Source organism: Streptomyces sp. NPDC055013, from assembly GCF_053608645.1.
In genome coordinates, this window is sequence record NZ_JBSGVW010000005.1 from 201,331 (window position 1) to 218,263 (window position 16,933).

Here is a 16,933-nt window from a genome sequence, read left to right on the forward strand (position 1 = left end):
GCTGAAGCGGCTGCTGACAGAGCGTCAGGCTACAGCTAATCTGACGGACAGTCAGCTACTGGGTCTGGAGGCTGTGGTGCGCGGTGACTTGGAGTGGGCCAGCATCCCGGAACTCGTCCGGTCCGTGGCCGAGCGGTACGCGGATGTCGAGGCCGTGGTCGAGGGCCGTACGCGGATCTCGTACGCCGAACTGGGCGCCCGCGTCGAGCGATCGGCGGCGGCCTGCCTGGCGAACGGCGTCGTGCCGGGCGACCGGGTCGCCATCTGGGCACCCAACACGCTCGACTGGATCGTGTCGGCGCTGGGCGCGGTGTCGGCCGGGGCGGTGCTGGTGCCGCTGAACACCCGCTTCAAGGGCACCGAGGCGGCCGATGTGCTGCGGCGCAGCGGGGCGCGGCTGCTGTTCGTGACGGGCACGTTCCTCGGGACGTCGTATGTGGCGTCGCTGCGCAGGGCGGTCGCTCAGGGGCCGGGACTGCCGGAGCTGGAGCAGGTGGTCGTGCTGTCGGACGACGCCCCGGCGGACTTCCGTACCTGGAAGGACTTCCTGGCGAGCGGGGACGGGGTGAGCGCCGCGGACGTGCGCGCGCGTGCCGGGGCCGTGGACGGCTCCTGCCCCTCGGACATCGTCTTCACGTCCGGCACGACGGGCCGCCCGAAGGGCGCGGTCATCACGCACACACAGAGTCTGCGTGCCTACGAGGTGTGGAGCGACCTGGCGGGACTGCGGCAGGGCGACCGCTACCTCATCGTGAACCCGTTCTTCCACACCTTCGGCTACAAGGCCGGGGTGATCGCCTGTCTGATGCGGGGCGCGACGATGATCCCCCAGCCGGTCTTCAACGTCGGCACGGCCCTGGCGAACATCGCGGCGGAACGGGTGTCGGTCCTGCCGGGCCCGCCCACCCTGCACCAGTCCCTCCTGGACCACCCGGCCCGCGACGCCCACGACCTCTCCGCGCTGCGGCTGGTGGTGACGGGCGCGGCGGTCGTGCCCCTGCAACTGGTGGAGCGCCTGCGCGGGGAACTCGGCGTCGAGACGGTCCTCACGGCATACGGCCTCTCCGAGGCCAGCGGCATCGTGACCATGTGCCGGCGCGGCGACGACCCGTCGGTCATCGCGTCGACGTCGGGCCGCGCGATCCCGGGCACTCAGGTGCAGGTGGTCGGCCCGACGGGAGAACCGGCGCCCGCCGGCACCCCCGGCGAGGTCCTGGTCCGCGGCTTCAACGTGATGCGCGGCTACTACGAGGACGAGGCGGCCACCGCCGAAGTGCTGACGGAGGACGGCTGGTTGCGCACGGGCGATGTGGGCGTGCTGGACGCGGCGGGCAACCTGCACATCACCGACCGCATCAAGGACATGTACATCGTCGGCGGCTTCAACGCCTACCCGGCGGAGATAGAACAGCTCCTGGGCCTGCATCCCGACGTGGCGGACGTGGCGGTGATCGGCGTCCCCGACGCACGGCTGGGCGAGGTCGGGAAGGCGTACGTGGTGCGGCGGCCCGGGGCGGTGCTCACCGGGGACGACCTGATCGCCTGGGCGCGGCGGGAGATGGCGAACTACAAGGTGCCCCGGACGGTGGAGTTCCTGGGGGAGTTGCCGCGGAACGCGAGCGGCAAGGTGGTGAAGGGGGAGTTGCGGGGCGGGGCGCGCCGCCGCTCGGGGTAGGACCGCGGGGCCGGCCGCCCCTCAGGTCGCCGCACCGACGCGCTGGGGCCCGTGCCGGGGCCGCTTCACCTGCGCCGGGACCACAGTCGTGGGCGTACCGGAGCCGCGGCGCCACCCGGTGGGCGCCTCGGCCATGACGACGGCGAGCACGCACCACAGGAGCACGTCGATCCGGTCCAGGTTGGCCGGGTGGTCCATCATGCTCGCCAGGAAGAACCCGGTCAGCGAGGCCAGCCCGACCGTCCCGATGACCGACTTGGCGCGGGCGGCGCGAACCGCGCAGGACAGGGCGGCGACGGCCACGGCGGTCATGGCGAGGAGCCCTAGAGGCCCCGTCTCCACCAGCTGGTCGAGCCAGAGGTTGTGTGCGTGGACGAAGACGCGGTCGCCCGGCGCGGTGGCGGATATGACCGCGCCGGATCGCCCGAGCCCGACGCCGAGGGGGTTGTCGGCGGCGACCTGCAGCGCGGCTTCCCACGCCTGTCCCCGCACGCCCAGTGAGTTCCCGGCCCGGGACACCGCCCAGATGGCGCCGGCCGCCGCGAGCAGGGCCACGGCACCCAGGGCGGCGACCAGCCGGCGCTGCGCCCGGTCGGCGAGCCGGGGCGCGAGCCAATAGGCGCCGCCGAGCACGAGAAGCCCGGCGCCAGCGGCGACGTACCCGGCACGCGAGAAGGTGGTCAGCAGGGCCCCGTAGCCGACGACGACCAGCACCACGACCGCCGTGCGGGCCGTCCGCTCGTCCACGCACACGGCGGCGAGCAGCGCGAACGGCAGGAGCAGCACCAGGAAGGCGGCCAGCAGGTTCGGGTTGGAGAAGGTCCCGGTGGCCCGGATGAGGATGCCGTCCCCGCCCGCGTCACAGGCGACGTCGGTGAGCAGCCCCGTCCGGCAGAAGCCGGTCGGCGTCTCGTTGGTCACCTGGGAGAAGGCGGTGGTGGAGGCCGCCGCGACGGCGGCCAGCGAGAGGATCCCGATCGCCCGCCACGACTCGGTCTGCGTACGGCGCACTCCGACGACCAGGTAGTAGCAGCACACGACGGTCAGCAGGCCGCGCAGGGGCGCCGTGGCGTGCCCGCCGTGGTACGTCGCCGCCCCCGCGGCCACGACCAACAGGCCGATCGGCACGTCCAGTCGCGTCCTGAAGTCCCGCAGCCGGGCCCGCGCCCGCCCCCGTACGGGGACGACGAGGGCGATCAGGCCGGCCAGGAGGGCGAGCCGCGTAGGCGTGACGATCCCGATCACCGACTCGACCGGGTCGTCGGGAAGGAAGTCGGTGCCCGAGTCGAGCAGCACGACAGCGACCGCGCCCAGCGGCACGAACTGAACGAACCTGACAATCGCCGACGGCCGCCCGGGACCGGCCGGCACGCTCTGGTCGGATGCCATGGCACCCGAGCCTGGCGGGCGGGTGCGACGCTGGGATGTCGGGAGGGGGAACGGAGCACAGAGCCTTGGCGGACGCGGTCCCCCCGGCCCCGTGAGGGGGCGATTGGCAGAAGAGTCCCACTGAACAGCCCGCCAGAGCGGGCAAATGGGCCTCACGCCGACACAGATCCGCCAATCAACCCTGGCGGGGTGCGGGGGCCCGTCCCGGCGAGGTCGGATCTGGTATTCAGCGCGGCGCGGATCTCGCGGATCATCTGTGGAGGCCGGTGGAAGACGTCTTCGGCGGTGTAGCGCAATAGGCGCCGTACCTGCGGACTCTGGGCGAGCTGGTTGAAGCGGGCCACGTCACGGCGATGTGCGTCACGGGTGCCGTGATAGGCGTAGCCCTCGATCTCGATCGCCAGTCCCTCGGCCCGGAAGAGAAAGTCGAGATAGCGGCGACGGCCGTCGGGAGTACACACTTCGACCTGAGTTTCGGGACGGAGGCCGGCGTCGTGCATGTGCAGGCGGGCGATCGTCTCCGCGGGTGAGCCGGAACGGGGGTCGAGCAACACCAGCCACTCCTGTGCCCTGCCGGCACCGAGAAGCGGGGCCTCCAAGGCCACGGCGAGGGAGGCCGGCGCGATGAGCGGGGCACGGCGTGCGCCCCCGACCCTTCGGTAGGTGAGTGCGGACTCCACCGCGACGAGCGCGTTGTCCCTCGGGCCGGCTCGGAGGAGGTCGGCGAGGGTGCGAGGGACCTCGGTGACGCGTAGGCCGGAGCGCTCGACGACCTCGACCTGCGGGAGGGGGATGCGGTGGACCCGTACCCCGGCGAAGCCCTGCCGTGCGCTGAGCCCGGGGTCGGTGAATTCCAGAGGGCATGGACGCCGTGGATCCTCGGCGGGCCTCCCGCCGTCCAGTGTCTCGATCTGCCAAAGGCGAGCAGCCGAGCCGTGGCTCACGACGAGCTGCCGCCTGACCAACTGGGTCGCCTTGAGCCGTACGACAAGGTCGACTTCCCTCCCCGGTTCTGCCCATGCCCCGCCCTGCACGCGGGCCCACCCCTCCGAGCGGAGCCGCCGGAAGAGGGACGCCCGAGGCCAGCCTGCTTCCAGCGCCCGCGAGGTCAGCAACACACCACCCTCGACGAGCGCCCTCAAGTCCTTGCGTTCCACGCCCCCAGTGTCCCGAAGGCAGGGCCACTCCCACCCAGCCTGTGGACAACTCGGCGCCGAAGTCTCGAGGAAAGGGAGTTGGGCCGGAGATTGGCAGCTGTGTTCCATCACAGCCGCCGATTCCCGGGCCATCACGCCACCCACGTGGCACGGACCTGCCAGTCACACCGCGTCAGCGCTTGATCTCCGGGTCGGCGACCTCCACCCGTGAGACGACACGGCGACGGGGCCGAGCTTGGGCTCGGCCCCGTCCGTGAGCCTTGACACGCCTCGGCCGCGGCGGCCTCCCCTCCGCGCCGCCGCGGCCGATCCCCGTGGGGTGCCGGTCCGTCAGGCCTCTTCGCTCGTGATGTGGGTGTCGAGCGGCTTGACCGTGCCGCCGTCGGCATCGGTGATGTGGGTGTCGAGCGGCTTGACCGTGCCGCCGTCGGCGTCGGTGATGTGGGTGTCGAGCGGCTTGACCGTGCCGCCGTCGGCGTCGGTGATGTGGGTGTCGAGCGGCTTGACGGTGCCGTTGGACTTCTTCTCTTCGGCCATGCTGTTCAACTCCTGTGTCTTGGGTGACGAGGCCCGTCCGGCGACTCCCCCGAGGGTCGCCGGACGGGCCGGTCAGGGCCGTTCACCTTAACGGTGGGCCTCCATGACGAACCGTCTGCCCCCCGACGCGACGGATCAACGGCATTCAGAGTGCCGGGAGGCGATAAACGAACGATGAACGCAGGTCGCGGGCGGCTACGCGGCGGCCACGGGGCTGAGCAGACCCCGCACCTCCGCGGCTTCCGGGGAGCCCAGATCCTCGTAGATGGACAGGGCTTCACGCCAGCAGGCCTGCGCACGGTCGAGCTGCCTGATGCCGTACAGGGCACGCCCCAGGACGGTGAGCGCGTTCCCTCGCCGCCAGTCTCCGCCGATGTCGCGGAGTACGGCGAGTGACTGCTCGGCGAGCGTGGCGGCCTGGGCCGGCTTTCGCTCGGTGAGCAGTATCTCGGCGATCCGGAAGATCGTCATGCCCTCCCAGAGACGCTGGCGACTGTCTCGGAAGACCTCGAGCGCCTCGCTCAACTGCTCGACGGCATGGGTGGGTTCTCCTGCCTGGGCAAGGGCCAGCCCCAGGGCGTAGCGGCCGTTGGCGCCCCGCAGGGTGTGGCCCAGGCGGTCGTAGACACTGACGCCCTGTCGCGCGAGCTCGATCGCGCTCTTCGTCTGTCCCATGGCAAGGTGCGAACGGGAGAGGTTGCACAGCGCGTTGGCCTCACCCGCCAGGTTGCCGTCCGCCCGGAAGTTGGTGAGGGCGTCCTGTAGATGGGCGGCCCCTTCGGCGTGCCGACTTCGGTAGACCGCGATGACGCCGCGATGATTCGGCACCCAGCTGTTGAGGGCTGGATCGCTGATCTGTCGTGCCAGAGCCGCGGCCCGGCTCACTTCCTCGTCGGCCTGGGCGAATCGCCCTGCCGCCAGATGGGCGTCCGTCAACGTCGTCCGGGCGCGCCCTTCCGCCTGGATGTCGCCCGCCGCCTGAGCGGCATCGCGAGCGGCCGCCGCCGCTGCCTCGTAGTCACGGGAGTTGGTGCCCGACTCGGCCAGGTCCTTCGCCGCCCAGAGGAGATCGACGGCCCTGCGCAGGTTGCCGCTGCGCACGGACTGACTCACGCAGGCCAGCAGGCAGTTCGCCTCGGAGTACAACCAGTCCTGAGCCTCGTGGCGCGTGCTGAAGCGCAGGCCCGGGAACTCCCCGTGCTCCAGATGATCCACCAGCCGATCCCCCGGACGCTCGATCGCGTACACCCCGGCCGCCGTGGCCAGATAGAAGTCCAACAGCCGCGACAGTGCCGCATCCCGCTCGCTCGGCGACCACTCGTCCCGCTCGGCGCACGCACGCGCGTAGAGCCGCACCAGATCGTGGTACCGATACCGCCCGGGCGCGGCCGACTCCAGCAGCGACGTGTCGACGAGGGACTCCAGGAGGTCCTCCGTGTCCTCCGCCGGCAGGTCCAGTACCGCCGCGGCCGCGGCCAGGGAGATGTCCGGGCCGTCCGCGAGGCCAAGGAGGCGGAAGGCGCGGGCCTGGGCGGGGTCCAGGGCGCCGTAGCCGAGTTCGAAGGTGGCCTTGACCGCGAGATCGCCGGCCTGGAGCTCGTCCAGCCGGCGGCGTTCGTCGGCGAGCTTGGCGGCGAGCACCGAGACGGTCCAGGTGCGGCGGGCCGCGAGGCGGGACGCCGCGATGCGGATCGCCAACGGCAGGAAGCCGCACGCCGCGACCACGTCCAGCGCGGCCTCCCGCTCGGACGCCACCCGCTCCTCGCCGACGATCTTCGTGAAGAGGGACAGCGCCTCGTCCGGGGACATCACGTCCAGGTCGACCAGGTGGGCGCCCGCGAGGTCGACCATGCGGACCCGGGAGGTCACCAGCGCCGCGCAGCCCTCGGTGCCCGGCAGCAGCGGCCGTACCTGGGCGGCGTCCCTGGCGTTGTCCAGCAGCACCAGGACCCGGCGGCCGTCCAGGACCGAGCGGTACAGGGCCGCGCGTTCCTCCAGCGAGTCCGGAATGGCCGAGTCCGCCGTGCCCAGGGCTCTCAGGAAGGACCCCAGTACCGTCTCCGGCTCCGCCGCCCGCGGGCCCGCGCCCTGCAGGTCGACGTACAACTGCCCGTCGGGGAAGGCCGAGCGCGCCTGGTGGGCCACGTGCACGGCGAGTGTCGTCTTGCCGACCCCGCCGATGCCCGCCAGCGCCGACACCGCCATCACCCGGCCCTCGGAGGAGGCGAGGACGTCGCTCAGCTCGGTGACGAAGGCGGAGCGGCCCGTGAAGTCGGGCACGGTCGCCGGGAGCTGGGCGGGCCGTACCGGCGTCACCGGCGGGTCGGCCACCGGGGCCGACGGTTCCGCGAGGCCGGGGTCGGCCTGCAGGATCCGCTGCTGGAGTTCCTTCAGGTCCGGACGTGGGTCCACGCCGAGTTCGTCCGCCAGCAGCCGGCGGGTGTCCGCGTACACCGCCAGCGCCTCCGCCTGCCGCCCGCTGCGGTACAGCGCGAGCATCAGCAGTTCCCGCAGCCGCTCGCGCAGCGGGTGCTCCGCCGTCAGCGCCGTCAGCTCCGAGACCGCCTCGGCGTGGCAGCCCTGCTCCAGGTCCATGTCGAGGCGGGACTCCAGCAACTGCAGCCGCCACTCCTCCAGACGGACCCGCTGGGCCTCCGCGTACGCCCCGGGGACGCCGGCCAGGACCTCCCCGTCCCACAGCGCCAGCGCCCGGCCCAGCACCTCCCGGGCCTGGCACAGATCCCCGGCGCTGCGCGCCTTCTCCGCCTCCGCCGCCAGCTCCTGGGCCGCCGCGAGGTCCAGCGCGCCCTCGGCCAGGCCCCGCACCGCGTAGCCGCCCGACTCGCTCACCAGGACCCCGGGGTCCAGCACCTTGCGCAGCCGGGAGGCGTACGTCCGGACCGCCGCCAGCGCCTGCGAGGGCGGCTCCTCGCCCCACAGGGCGTCGATCAGCTCCGCGGCGGTCGCCGTACGGCCCTCGCGCAGCAGGAGGGCCGCGAGCAGGGCGCGTTGCTGGGGGGAGCCGGTGGGGAGCTGTTCCTCGCCCCGCCAGGCGCGTACCGGTCCGAGCACACCGAAGCGCAGCGCCGCCGCCCGCTCCGCCGTATCTGCCGAGGAGCCGGGACGCCTCTGCTCCGGCACTCGCGGTACCCCGTCCATCGCAGTCCCCCTGGGCCCTGTCGTTTGGATCATCTCGGCGTCGTTTACATCTCCGCCAGTTTGCCTTGTTCATGGCAGATGCGTCAGCTGGGGAGAGGGTGATCACAGCTGGGCGCGCGGGATATCACAAGGTCCTCACACGCTCTCCGTGCGGCGTTGGCCACTGCTCGCCGCTCCCGCGTAGCTGACGGACCGTCAGATCGGCGCTACCGTGACGGACATGGACACCGAGACCACGTTTCCCCTGATCATCTCCGTCGACGACCACACGGTCGAGCCGCCCACGGTCTGGCAGGACCGGCTTCCGAAGAAGTACCAGGACACCGGGCCGCGCATAGTCCGCGCGCCACTGAAGGAAATGACCTTCCTGGGCGGGCGGTTCAAGCCCGTCATGGGCCGGCCGGGCGACGACGGGCCCATCGGCGACTGGTGGGTGTACGAGGACCTGCAGCGGCCGCTGACCCGCCTCGACACCGCCGTCGGGTACAGCAGGGACGAGATCAAGCTGGAGGTCATCACCTACGAGCAGATGCGCCCGGGGTCGTACGACGTCCCCGCCCGCCTCGCCGACATGGACGTCAACCACGTCCAGTCAGCGGTCTGTTTCCCGACCTTCCCCCGCTTCTGCGGCCAGACCTTCACCGAGGCGCAGGACCACGAGCTGGGTCTGCTGGGCGTCCAGGCGTACAACGACTGGATGGTGGAGGAGTGGTGCGGCCCCGCCGCGCAGGGCCGACTCATCCCGCTCACCCTCATCCCCCTGTGGGACGCCGAGCTGGCGGCCGCGGAGGTACGCCGCAACGCCGCGCGGGGCGTGCGGGCCGTCGCCTTCTCCGAGATACCCCCGCACCTCGGGCTCCCGTCCGTCCACACCGAGTACTGGGACCCGTTCCTCGCCGCCTGCGACGAGACCGGCACGGTCGTCGCCATGCACATCGGCTCGTCCAGCCGGATGCCCTCCACCTCGGCCGACGCCCCGCCCGCCGTCGGGTCCACCATCACCTTCGCCAACTGCTGCTTCTCGATGGTCGACTGGCTGATGAGCGGCAAGTTCGAGCGCTTCCCGAACCTCAAGGTCATGTACGCCGAGGGGCAGATCGGCTGGATCCCGTACATCCTTGAGCGCGCCGATGTGGTGTGGGAGGAGAACCGTGGCTGGGGCGGGGTCGCCGACAAGGTGCACCGGCCGCCGTCCGAGCTGTTCGCCGACCACGTCTACGGCTGCTTCTTCGACGACGCCTTCGGGCTCAGGAACCTGGACTCGATCGGCGTCGGGAACGTCCTGTACGAGACCGACTACCCCCACTCCGACTCCACCTGGCCGAAGTCGCGCGAGGTCGGCGAGGCGCAGATGGGGCACCTGGACGCGGACGTGGTCGACCGGATCGTACGGCGCAACGCGATCGAGCTGCTGGGCCTGACGGACGACGGGCTGTGGCCCGGGAGGGCATGAGCAGGCCGCGGTCCCGGGAAGGGACCGCGGCCGCAACTCGTCGGCAGGCCGGTGGCGTCAGCCGAGGAACACCGACGAGATCCTGTCGTCGAAGTCGACCGAGGCCAGGTCGGCGATGTTGCCCTGAACCACCTTGGAGTCGCCCTTGCAGTCCTTCTCGGACCAGATCTTCAGGGTGCCGGAGGCCTGGAGGGAGGAGGCGGAGTCGTCGCGGCCGACGTTCTGGCACCCGGCCCCGGCCAGCCCCTCGGAGGGGTCGCCGAAGTTCAGTTCGTCGGACAGGGTCACGCTGGTCGCCGGGGCCACAGGGTCCTGCCCGTCACCGGCGCCCCCCTCTTGGCCGCCGGCGCCGTCCCCTGCCCCGGCTCCCGCCTTCTTGCCGTCCGGCGTCACACCGAACCAGGTTCCGCCCACACCCTGTCCGTTGGTGTCACCGGGCTTGAGGTCCTTGCTGAAGCGGTAGACCGGCCAGCCGCCGACGGTCACCTGGAGGTTGCCGTCGGCGCGCTTGACGACGCCCACGTCGGACTTGTCCACGCCGTCGATGAAGATCTTGCCGCCGGGGGCGACGAGGACCGGCGGCCAGGTGGTGGCGCACTCGCCGGCGCAGTTCGACCTGGACGGGTTCGCGGTGTCCTTGTCGAAGCGGTAGAGGGTGAAGCCGGCGCCGTTGACGACGACCGGGTTCAGGTCCCCGGCCTGAGACGCGCTCAGCTGCACCCACTTCTTGGCAACCGGCCTGCTCGCCGGCTTCCCCGGGCTGGTGGCCCAGTCGCCGGTGCCGGGGGCCGCGTTGTTCTGCTTGGCCGAACCGCTGGTGAAGCTCAGGCTCCCCGGTGCGGCGGCGGCCCCCGCGCGGGCGGCGGAAGCGGCGTCGTCGGTGCCGTTGCAGGCGGTCAGCAGCAGGGCCGCGGCGGCGGTGGTGGCGGCGATCGCGGCGATGCGGTTGCGGATCATTCTCGGTCTCCCCGTTGTTCCGGTGCCCGGACCTCCCGGGCAGCCACCGCCGAGTACGAACCCCTCGCCGCCCGCCCTCACCCGGTGACCTGCCTGAGACACGAACACGACGGATTGCGGTCAATCGGACGAAGATCGCGACATTCCACCGGCCCTGCGGGCGCCCCGCGCGGGCGGTAGCAGTTCCGCGTCCACCCCTTGTCTGTTGCGGCGCCAGCCCCGACGATGACGCCCGGAACGGATATGACGGCTCGTCAGATCGAGGAGGGTGTGTGTCCATCCAAGTCCCGCCGGACGGGCGGACGCTGTTCGGGATACAGCTCCCGATCCAGTCCCAGAGCACGATCTACGCCGAGCCCTGGGAGGCGGCCGCCGGTCCCGGCGACCTGAGGGCGATCGCCGTAGCCGCCGACCGGGCCGGCTTCGACTACATCGCGAGCTGCGACCACGTCGGCGTCCCGCGCCGTCTCGCGCCCGCGATGAGCACGATCTGGTACGACCCCGTCGCCACCCTGGCCCACCTCGCCGCCGTCACCGAACGCGTCCGGCTGCTCAGCCATGTCGCCGTGGTGGGCCTGCGCCACCCGCTGGCCACCGCCAAGCAGTACGCCACGCTCGACCACCTGTCGGGCGGCCGCCTGATCCTCGGCATCGGCGCGGGGCATGTGCGCGAGGAGTTCGAGGCGCTCGGGCACGACTTCAAGCAGCGCGGTGCCGTCCTCGACGAGGTGATCGACGCCCTGCGCGCCGCGCTCGGGCCGGAGGAGTTCCCCGAGCACCACGGGAAGTTCTACGACTTCGAGGGGCTCGGCCAACTGCCCCGGCCCGCCCAGCCGCGCGTACCCGTCTGGGTCGGCGGATCCTCGCCCCCCGCCGTACGCCGGGCCGCGCTCAAGGGCGACGGCTGGCTGCCGCAGGGCGACCCGCGCGACCGGCTGCCGGAACAGATCGCCACGCTGCGGAGGCTGCGCGCGGAGGCCGGCATCGACAAGCCGATCGTCGTGGGCGCCATCACCGAGCCGCTGTATGTGGGCCGGCCCGGCTGGGAGGTGGGGCGGCGGACGATCACCGGTGCGCCGGAGGCGCTCGCCGAGTCCCTGCGGGCCTACCGCGCGATGGGCGTGCACCAGATCCAGGTGCGCTTCCGCTGCCGGAGCCGGCACGAACTCGTCGACCAGATAACCGCCTTCGGGGCCGATGTCGCCCCGCACCTCGACCAGTGACTGGAGTGAGCCATGGGCAAGCTGGACGGCCGGGTCGTGATCGTCACCGGCGCGGCACGCGGACAGGGTGAGCAGGAGGCGCGGCTCTTCCGGGAGGAGGGCGCCGAGGTGGTCGTCGCCGATGTGCTCGACGAGCAGGGCGAGGCCCTCGCGAAGGAGATCGGCGCGCTGTACGCGCATCTCGACGTGGGGGAGGAGGTGCACTGGCGGGCCGCGGTGGCCGTCGCGAAGAGGGCGTACGGCCGGGTCGACGGGCTGGTCAACAATGCCGGCATCCTGCGCTTCAACTCCCTCGTCGACACCCCTCTCGACGAGTTCATGCAGGTCGTGCGGGTCAACCAGGTGGGCTGCTTCCTCGGCGTCAAGACGGTCGCGCCCGAGATGGAGGACGGCGGCACCATCGTGAACACCGCCTCCTACACGGCCGTGACGGGCATGGCGGCCGTCGGCACGTACGCGGCCACCAAGCACGCCATCCTCGGCCTCACCCGCGTCGCCGCACTGGAACTGGCGCCGCGCGGCATCCGGGTCAACGCGATGTGCCCGGGCGCGATCGACACCGCCATGTCCAACCCGGCCCATCTGGACCCGGGCGCGGATCCCGAGGAGACCTCGAAGGCCCTCGACGGGCTCTACCGCAAGCTCGTGCCGCTCGGGCGGATCGGGCGGCCGGAGGAGGTGGCCCGGCTCGCGCTGTTCCTGATGTCGGACGACTCCTCGTACATCACCGGGCAGCCGTTCGTGATCGACGGCGGCTGGCTGGCCGGGGTGAGCGTCATCTGACGGACGGGCCTCATCTGATGGCCAGTCAGCTATTGACGGTGCACGTGAGCGGTGCCACAGTCGGCGGAAAGTGAATCTGACGGAACGTCAGAAACGATGTGGGGACGGTGAACCTCCTTGGAATTCGGGCTCTTTGTACAGGGATACGTGGGCAAGCGCGCCGAAACCGACCCGCTCGCCGAGCACAAGGCGCTGATGGAGGAGACCGAGTACGTCATCCAGGCGGACAAGTCCGGCTTCAAGTACGCCTGGGCGTCGGAGCACCACTTCCTGGAGGAGTACTCCCACCTCTCCGCCAACGACGTGTACCTGGGGTACCTGGCGCACGCCACCGAGCGGATCCATCTGGGGTCCGGCATCTTCAACCCGCTCGCCCAGGTCAACCACCCGGTCAAGGTGGCCGAGAAGGTCGCCATGCTCGACCACCTCACCGAGAACCGCTTCGAGTTCGGTAGCGGGCGCGGCGCCGGCTCGCACGAGATCCTCGGGTTCATACCGGGCGTGACCGATATGAACTACACGAAGGAGATCTGGGAAGAGACCATCGCCGAGTTCCCCAGGATGTGGCTCCAGGACGAGTACGCCGGCTTCCAGGGCAAGCACTGGTCGCTGCCGCCGCGGAAGGTGCTGCCCAAGCCGTACGGGAAGTCGCACCCCGCGATGTGGTACGCCGCCGGGTCGCCGCCGTCGTATGCGATGGCCGCGAAGAAGGGGCTCGGGGTGCTCGGCTTCAGCGTGCAGAAGGTCTCCGACATGGAGTGGGTGCTGGAGCAGTACAAGACGGCTGTCGTGAACGCCGAGCCGATCGGTGACTTCGTCAACGACAACGTGATGGTGACGACCACGGCCATCTGCGCGCCGACCCACGCCGAGGCGATCGAGACCGCCGTGAACGGCGGGCTGCACTATCTGCCGTCGCTGGTGTTCCGGTACCACGACACGTTTCCCCGGCCCGAGGGGTTCCCGGTGTGGCCGGAGACGCTGCCCCCGTACACGCCGGAGTTCGTGGAGCTGCTGATCGAGGAGGAGTTGCTGATCTGCGGGGACCCGGACGAGGTGCTCACGCAGTGCAAGCGGTGGGAGCAGGCCGGGGCCGATCAGTTGAGCTTCGGGTTGCCGGTGGGGGTGCCGAAGGAGGAGACGCTGCGGACGATTCGGTTGATCGGGGAACACGTGATTCCGAAGATCGACACGGATCCCGTGCACCGGACGTCCCGTTTCCGGCAGGGCGCCTAGTCGCCGTGGGGCTGCGGGCCGTTCGCGACTGCGAGTGCGTTGTGGCTGGTCGCGCCCACGCGGCGGAGCCGCATATCGATACAGCCCCGCGCCCCTAGGTAGGTAGTCCCACAGCGAACCAGGAGGTGAGCCCATGCTCGATCACGTCATCAAGGGTGCGGCCGTCGTGGACGGCACGGGAGCACCCGCCTACACCGCCGACGTCGGCATACGCGACGGTCGTATCGCCGCCATCGGCACGATCACCGAAGAAGCCCGCACCAGCGAGGACGCCGCCGGGCTGATCCTCGCCCCCGGCTTCGTCGATCCCCACACCCACTACGACGCCCAGCTGTTCTGGGATCCGTACGCCACCCCGTCCCTGAATCACGGGGTGACCACGGTCGCCGGTGGGAACTGCGGGTTCACCCTGGCGCCTCTCAATCCTGCGCGGCCCGAGGACGCCGACTACACGCGGCGGATGATGTCCAAGGTCGAGGGCATGTCGTTGGTGGCGCTGGAGGAGGGGGCGCCCTGGAGCTGGCACAGCTTCGGGGAGTATCTGGACGCGCTGGAGGGGCGGATCGCGGTCAACGCGGGCTTCATGGTGGGGCACTGCGCGCTGCGGCGGTACGTCATGGGGCCGGACGCGGTGGGCGGGCAGCCCTCCTCGGAGCAGCTGGCCGCGATGGTGCGGCTGTTGCGGGAGGCGATGGAGGCGGGGGCCTGGGGGCTGTCCACCACCCAGTCGAGCTCGCACTCCGACGGCGACGGGAAGCCGGTGGCCTCCCGGCACGCCGGGCCGGCCGAGTTGCTGGCCCTGGCACGGGCCGTCGGGGAGCACGAGGGCACGCAGATCGAGGCCATCGTGGCGGGCTGCCTGGACCAGTTCAGCGACGACGAGATCGACCTCTTCGTGGAGATGACCGCCGTCGCGGGCCGTCCCCTGAACTGGAACGTGCTCACGATCGACGCGGCGGTTCCCGAGCGGGTGCCCAGGCAGCTGGAGGCGAGTGAACGCGCGCGCAAGGCCGGTGGCCGGATCGTGGCGCTGACCATGCCGATCCTCACGCCGATGAACATGTCGCTGGGCACCTTCTGCGCCCTGAACCTGATCCCCGGGTGGGGGCCGGTCCTGGGGCTGCCCGTCAAGGAGAGGATCGCCAGGCTCCGTGACCCGGACGTGCGGGCCGAGATGCTGCTGCGGGCCCGGTCCAAGGAGGCGGGAGTCTTCCGGCGGCTCACCCACTTCGGGCGGTACGTCATCGGGGACACCTACAGCGCGGCGAACCGCGGGCTGACCGGGCGGGTCGTGCAGGACATCGCGGCCGAGCGCGGGCAGGAACCCTTCGAGTGCCTGGTCGAGATCTGCGCGGCGGACGATCTGCGTACGGTCCTGTGGCCGATGCCCACCGACAACGACCCCGACTCCTGGGCGCTGCGCGCCGAGACCTGGCGGCACGAGGACGTCATGCTGGGCGGCTCGGACGCCGGGGCGCATCTGGACCGGATGTGCGGGGCGCCGTACACGACCCGGTTCCTCGGGGACTGTCTGCGCGGGCGGAAGCTGGTCGGCCTCGAGCAGGCGGTGAAGATGCTCACCGACGACCCCGCCCGGCTGTTCGGCCTCCGTCACCGGGGGCGTGTCCAGGAGGGCTTCCATGCGGACCTGGTCCTCTTCGACCCGGAGCGGATCGACGCCGGCAAGGCCACCCTGGTGCACGACCTGCCGGGTGACAGCCCGCGGCTGGACTCCAAGGCGATCGGCGTACGGGCGGTCTGGGTCAATGGCGTCGAGGCGATCCGCGACGACGTGGTGACCGGGGCCGTGCCGGGGCGCGTGCTGCGCTCGGGACGGGACACCAGGACGGTGGCCACCCGGTGAGCTTCAAGGCCGTCGACCGGCAGCGGTTGTTCGTCGGGGGTTCGTGGGTGGAGCCGGACGGCGGGTACTACGCCGTCGTCGATCCGGCGAGCGAGGAGACCGTCGGGTGGGCTCCGGAGGCCTCGCGGGACCAGGTGCAGGCGGCCTGTGCCGCGGCCCGCGAGGCCTTCGGGCCGTGGTCGCGTACCTCGCCGGAGGAGCGGGCGGCCGTGCTGGGGCGGGCCGCGGACATCATCCGCGGCCACCTGGTGCCGTACGCCGAACTGGCCCAGGCCGAGACCGGGGCGACGACCGGGACGGCCCGGGGCATGCAGGTGGGCGTCGGGGCGGCCCGGTTCCGGCGCTACGCGCGCGTGGAGCCGAGCGAGTGGGCCATTCCGCCGCAGATCAACGAGGCCGGTGGGGGCACCTCCCACGCCCTTAAGGCAGTGGGGGCGGGGAAGGCCGGTGTGATGGGTGCGCTGGCCGTCCGCCAGCCCGTCGGAGTCGTCACCTGCATCACCTCGTACAACAACCCGTGGGCCAACCCGGCGGGCAAGATCGCGCCCGCGCTGGCCATGGGCAACACGGTGGTCGTGAAGCCCGCCCCGCAGGATCCGCTGTCCGTCTACCGGATGGCGGAGGCGCTGGAGGCGGCGGGGGTGCCGGCGGGTGTGGTGAACGTGGTCTGCGGGCGGTCCGTGGAGGTCGGCGAGGCGGCCGTCTCCTCCCCGGACGTCGACATGGTGAGCTTCACCGGCTCCACGGCGGTCGGGCAGCGCATCGCCGAGGTGTGCGGGCGGGACATGAAACGCCAGTTGATGGAGCTGGGAGGGAAGGGCGCGGCGGTCGTCCTCGACGACGCCGACCTGGGGTCCGCCGTGGCCGGGATCGGGACGACGTTCTCCTTCTACAGCGGGCAGATCTGCACGGCGCCGACGCGGGTGCTGGCCCAGCGGGGCGTGTACGACCGGCTGGTCGAGCAACTGGCGGCATACGCGCGCCGGTTGACGGTCGGCGACCCGCGCGAGGCTGCCACGATCGTCGGCCCGGTGATCTCGGGGGAGCACCGGGACCGGGTGGAGTCGTACGTCGAGACGGGCCGGAAGGAAGGCGCCGTTGTGGTGGCGGGAGGCGAACGGCCGCCGTACGAGCGGGGTTTCTACGTGGCGCCGACCCTGCTCGCGGACTGCACCAACGACATGCGGGTCGCCCGGGAGGAGATCTTCGGGCCGGTCGTCTGCGTGATCCCCTTCGACGACGAGGAAGAGGGCATCGCCCTCGCCAACGACACGGACTACGGCCTGATCGACTACGTCTGGTCCGGTGACATCGCCCGCGCCTTCCGGGTCGCTCGGCGGCTGCGGGCCGGGGGAGTGGGCGTGAACACCGTCGGGCGCAACATGGAGGCGCCGTTCGGCGGGTTCAAGAGGAGCGGGGTCGGGCGGGACGTCGGCTCGTACGCCCTCCACGCCTACAGCGAGGTGCAGGCGATCGTGTGGCCGGGGTGAGGCGCCGGGA

At 71.5% G+C, this 16,933-nt stretch carries 12 protein-coding genes; 7 read left to right on the plus strand and 5 right to left on the minus strand.

Annotation, left to right across the window (positions count from 1 at the left end):
- Positions 1-76 precede the first annotated feature (76 nt).
- Positions 77-1,675: a FadD3 family acyl-CoA ligase gene (locus ACWGDB_RS09020; RefSeq protein ID WP_453821817.1), complete on the plus strand. Its 1,599-nt coding sequence runs from the start codon at positions 77-79 to the stop codon at positions 1,673-1,675.
- 21 nt (positions 1,676-1,696) lie between these two features.
- Here the strand turns inward: ACWGDB_RS09020 and ACWGDB_RS09025 are convergent, their stop codons facing one another.
- From ACWGDB_RS09025 to ACWGDB_RS09040, 4 genes are all read right to left on the minus strand, one after another.
- A complete protein-coding gene (locus ACWGDB_RS09025) occupies positions 1,697-3,064 on the minus strand; it encodes an O-antigen ligase family protein (protein WP_453821818.1) in 1,368 nt (455 codons plus the stop codon).
- A gap of 152 nt (positions 3,065-3,216) precedes the next feature.
- Positions 3,217-4,221 carry a hypothetical protein gene (locus ACWGDB_RS09030; RefSeq protein WP_453821819.1) on the minus strand — a complete coding sequence of 335 codons (1,005 nt, stop codon included), beginning with the start codon at positions 4,219-4,221 and terminating at the stop codon, positions 3,217-3,219.
- A 330-nt stretch (positions 4,222-4,551) separates the two neighbouring features.
- Positions 4,552-4,758 (minus strand): hypothetical protein, encoded by a 207-nt coding sequence (locus ACWGDB_RS09035; RefSeq protein WP_453821820.1) that lies wholly within the window; start codon positions 4,756-4,758, stop codon positions 4,552-4,554.
- 195 nt (positions 4,759-4,953) lie between these two features.
- The gene (locus ACWGDB_RS09040; protein WP_453821821.1) at positions 4,954-7,917 is read right to left on the minus strand and encodes a BTAD domain-containing putative transcriptional regulator; all 2,964 of its coding nucleotides are present in this window, start codon (positions 7,915-7,917) and stop codon (positions 4,954-4,956) included.
- A 220-nt stretch (positions 7,918-8,137) separates the two neighbouring features.
- On the opposite strand from ACWGDB_RS09040, the gene ACWGDB_RS09045 reads away from it, so the two are divergent.
- Positions 8,138-9,370: an amidohydrolase family protein gene (locus ACWGDB_RS09045; RefSeq protein WP_453821822.1), complete on the plus strand. Its 1,233-nt coding sequence runs from the start codon at positions 8,138-8,140 to the stop codon at positions 9,368-9,370.
- Between the two features lie 57 nt (positions 9,371-9,427).
- Here the strand turns inward: ACWGDB_RS09045 and ACWGDB_RS09050 are convergent, their stop codons facing one another.
- Positions 9,428-10,327, minus strand: coding sequence for a hypothetical protein (locus tag ACWGDB_RS09050; protein WP_453821823.1), 900 nt, complete (start codon positions 10,325-10,327; stop codon positions 9,428-9,430).
- Between the two features lie 278 nt (positions 10,328-10,605).
- On the opposite strand from ACWGDB_RS09050, the gene ACWGDB_RS09055 reads away from it, so the two are divergent.
- The 5 genes from ACWGDB_RS09055 (at position 10,606) to ACWGDB_RS09075 (ending at position 16,923) form a co-directional block, all read left to right on the plus strand.
- Positions 10,606-11,550, plus strand: coding sequence for an LLM class F420-dependent oxidoreductase (locus ACWGDB_RS09055; protein ID WP_453821953.1), 945 nt, complete (start codon positions 10,606-10,608; stop codon positions 11,548-11,550).
- A gap of 12 nt (positions 11,551-11,562) precedes the next feature.
- Positions 11,563-12,333 carry an SDR family NAD(P)-dependent oxidoreductase gene (locus ACWGDB_RS09060; protein WP_453821824.1) on the plus strand — a complete coding sequence of 257 codons (771 nt, stop codon included), beginning with the start codon at positions 11,563-11,565 and terminating at the stop codon, positions 12,331-12,333.
- Between the two features lie 117 nt (positions 12,334-12,450).
- Complete coding sequence (locus ACWGDB_RS09065; protein WP_453821825.1) at positions 12,451-13,569, plus strand: LLM class flavin-dependent oxidoreductase; 1,119 nt, start codon at positions 12,451-12,453, stop codon at positions 13,567-13,569.
- Between the two features lie 133 nt (positions 13,570-13,702).
- The gene (locus ACWGDB_RS09070; RefSeq protein ID WP_453821826.1) at positions 13,703-15,433 is read left to right on the plus strand and encodes an N-acyl-D-amino-acid deacylase family protein; all 1,731 of its coding nucleotides are present in this window, start codon (positions 13,703-13,705) and stop codon (positions 15,431-15,433) included.
- Positions 15,430-16,923: an aldehyde dehydrogenase family protein gene (locus ACWGDB_RS09075; RefSeq protein WP_453821827.1), complete on the plus strand. Its 1,494-nt coding sequence runs from the start codon at positions 15,430-15,432 to the stop codon at positions 16,921-16,923. The genes ACWGDB_RS09070 and ACWGDB_RS09075 overlap by 4 nt, the downstream gene beginning before the upstream one ends.
- Positions 16,924-16,933: the final 10 nt, after the last annotated feature.

Excerpts from the sequence above, each read along its gene's own strand:
- ACWGDB_RS09040 (WP_453821821.1), bottom strand. The coding sequence starts at position 7,917 with ATGGACGGGGTACCGCGAGTGCCGGAGCAGAGGCGTCCCGGCTCCTCG.
- ACWGDB_RS09050 (WP_453821823.1), bottom strand. The coding sequence starts at position 10,327 with ATGATCCGCAACCGCATCGCCGCGATCGCCGCCACCACCGCCGCCGCG.
- ACWGDB_RS09025 (WP_453821818.1), bottom strand. The coding sequence starts at position 3,064 with ATGGCATCCGACCAGAGCGTGCCGGCCGGTCCCGGGCGGCCGTCGGCG.
- ACWGDB_RS09035 (WP_453821820.1), bottom strand. The coding sequence starts at position 4,758 with ATGGCCGAAGAGAAGAAGTCCAACGGCACCGTCAAGCCGCTCGACACC.
- ACWGDB_RS09045 (WP_453821822.1), top strand. The coding sequence starts at position 8,138 with ATGGACACCGAGACCACGTTTCCCCTGATCATCTCCGTCGACGACCAC.
- ACWGDB_RS09070 (WP_453821826.1), top strand. The coding sequence starts at position 13,703 with ATGCTCGATCACGTCATCAAGGGTGCGGCCGTCGTGGACGGCACGGGA.
- ACWGDB_RS09060 (WP_453821824.1), top strand. The coding sequence starts at position 11,563 with ATGGGCAAGCTGGACGGCCGGGTCGTGATCGTCACCGGCGCGGCACGC.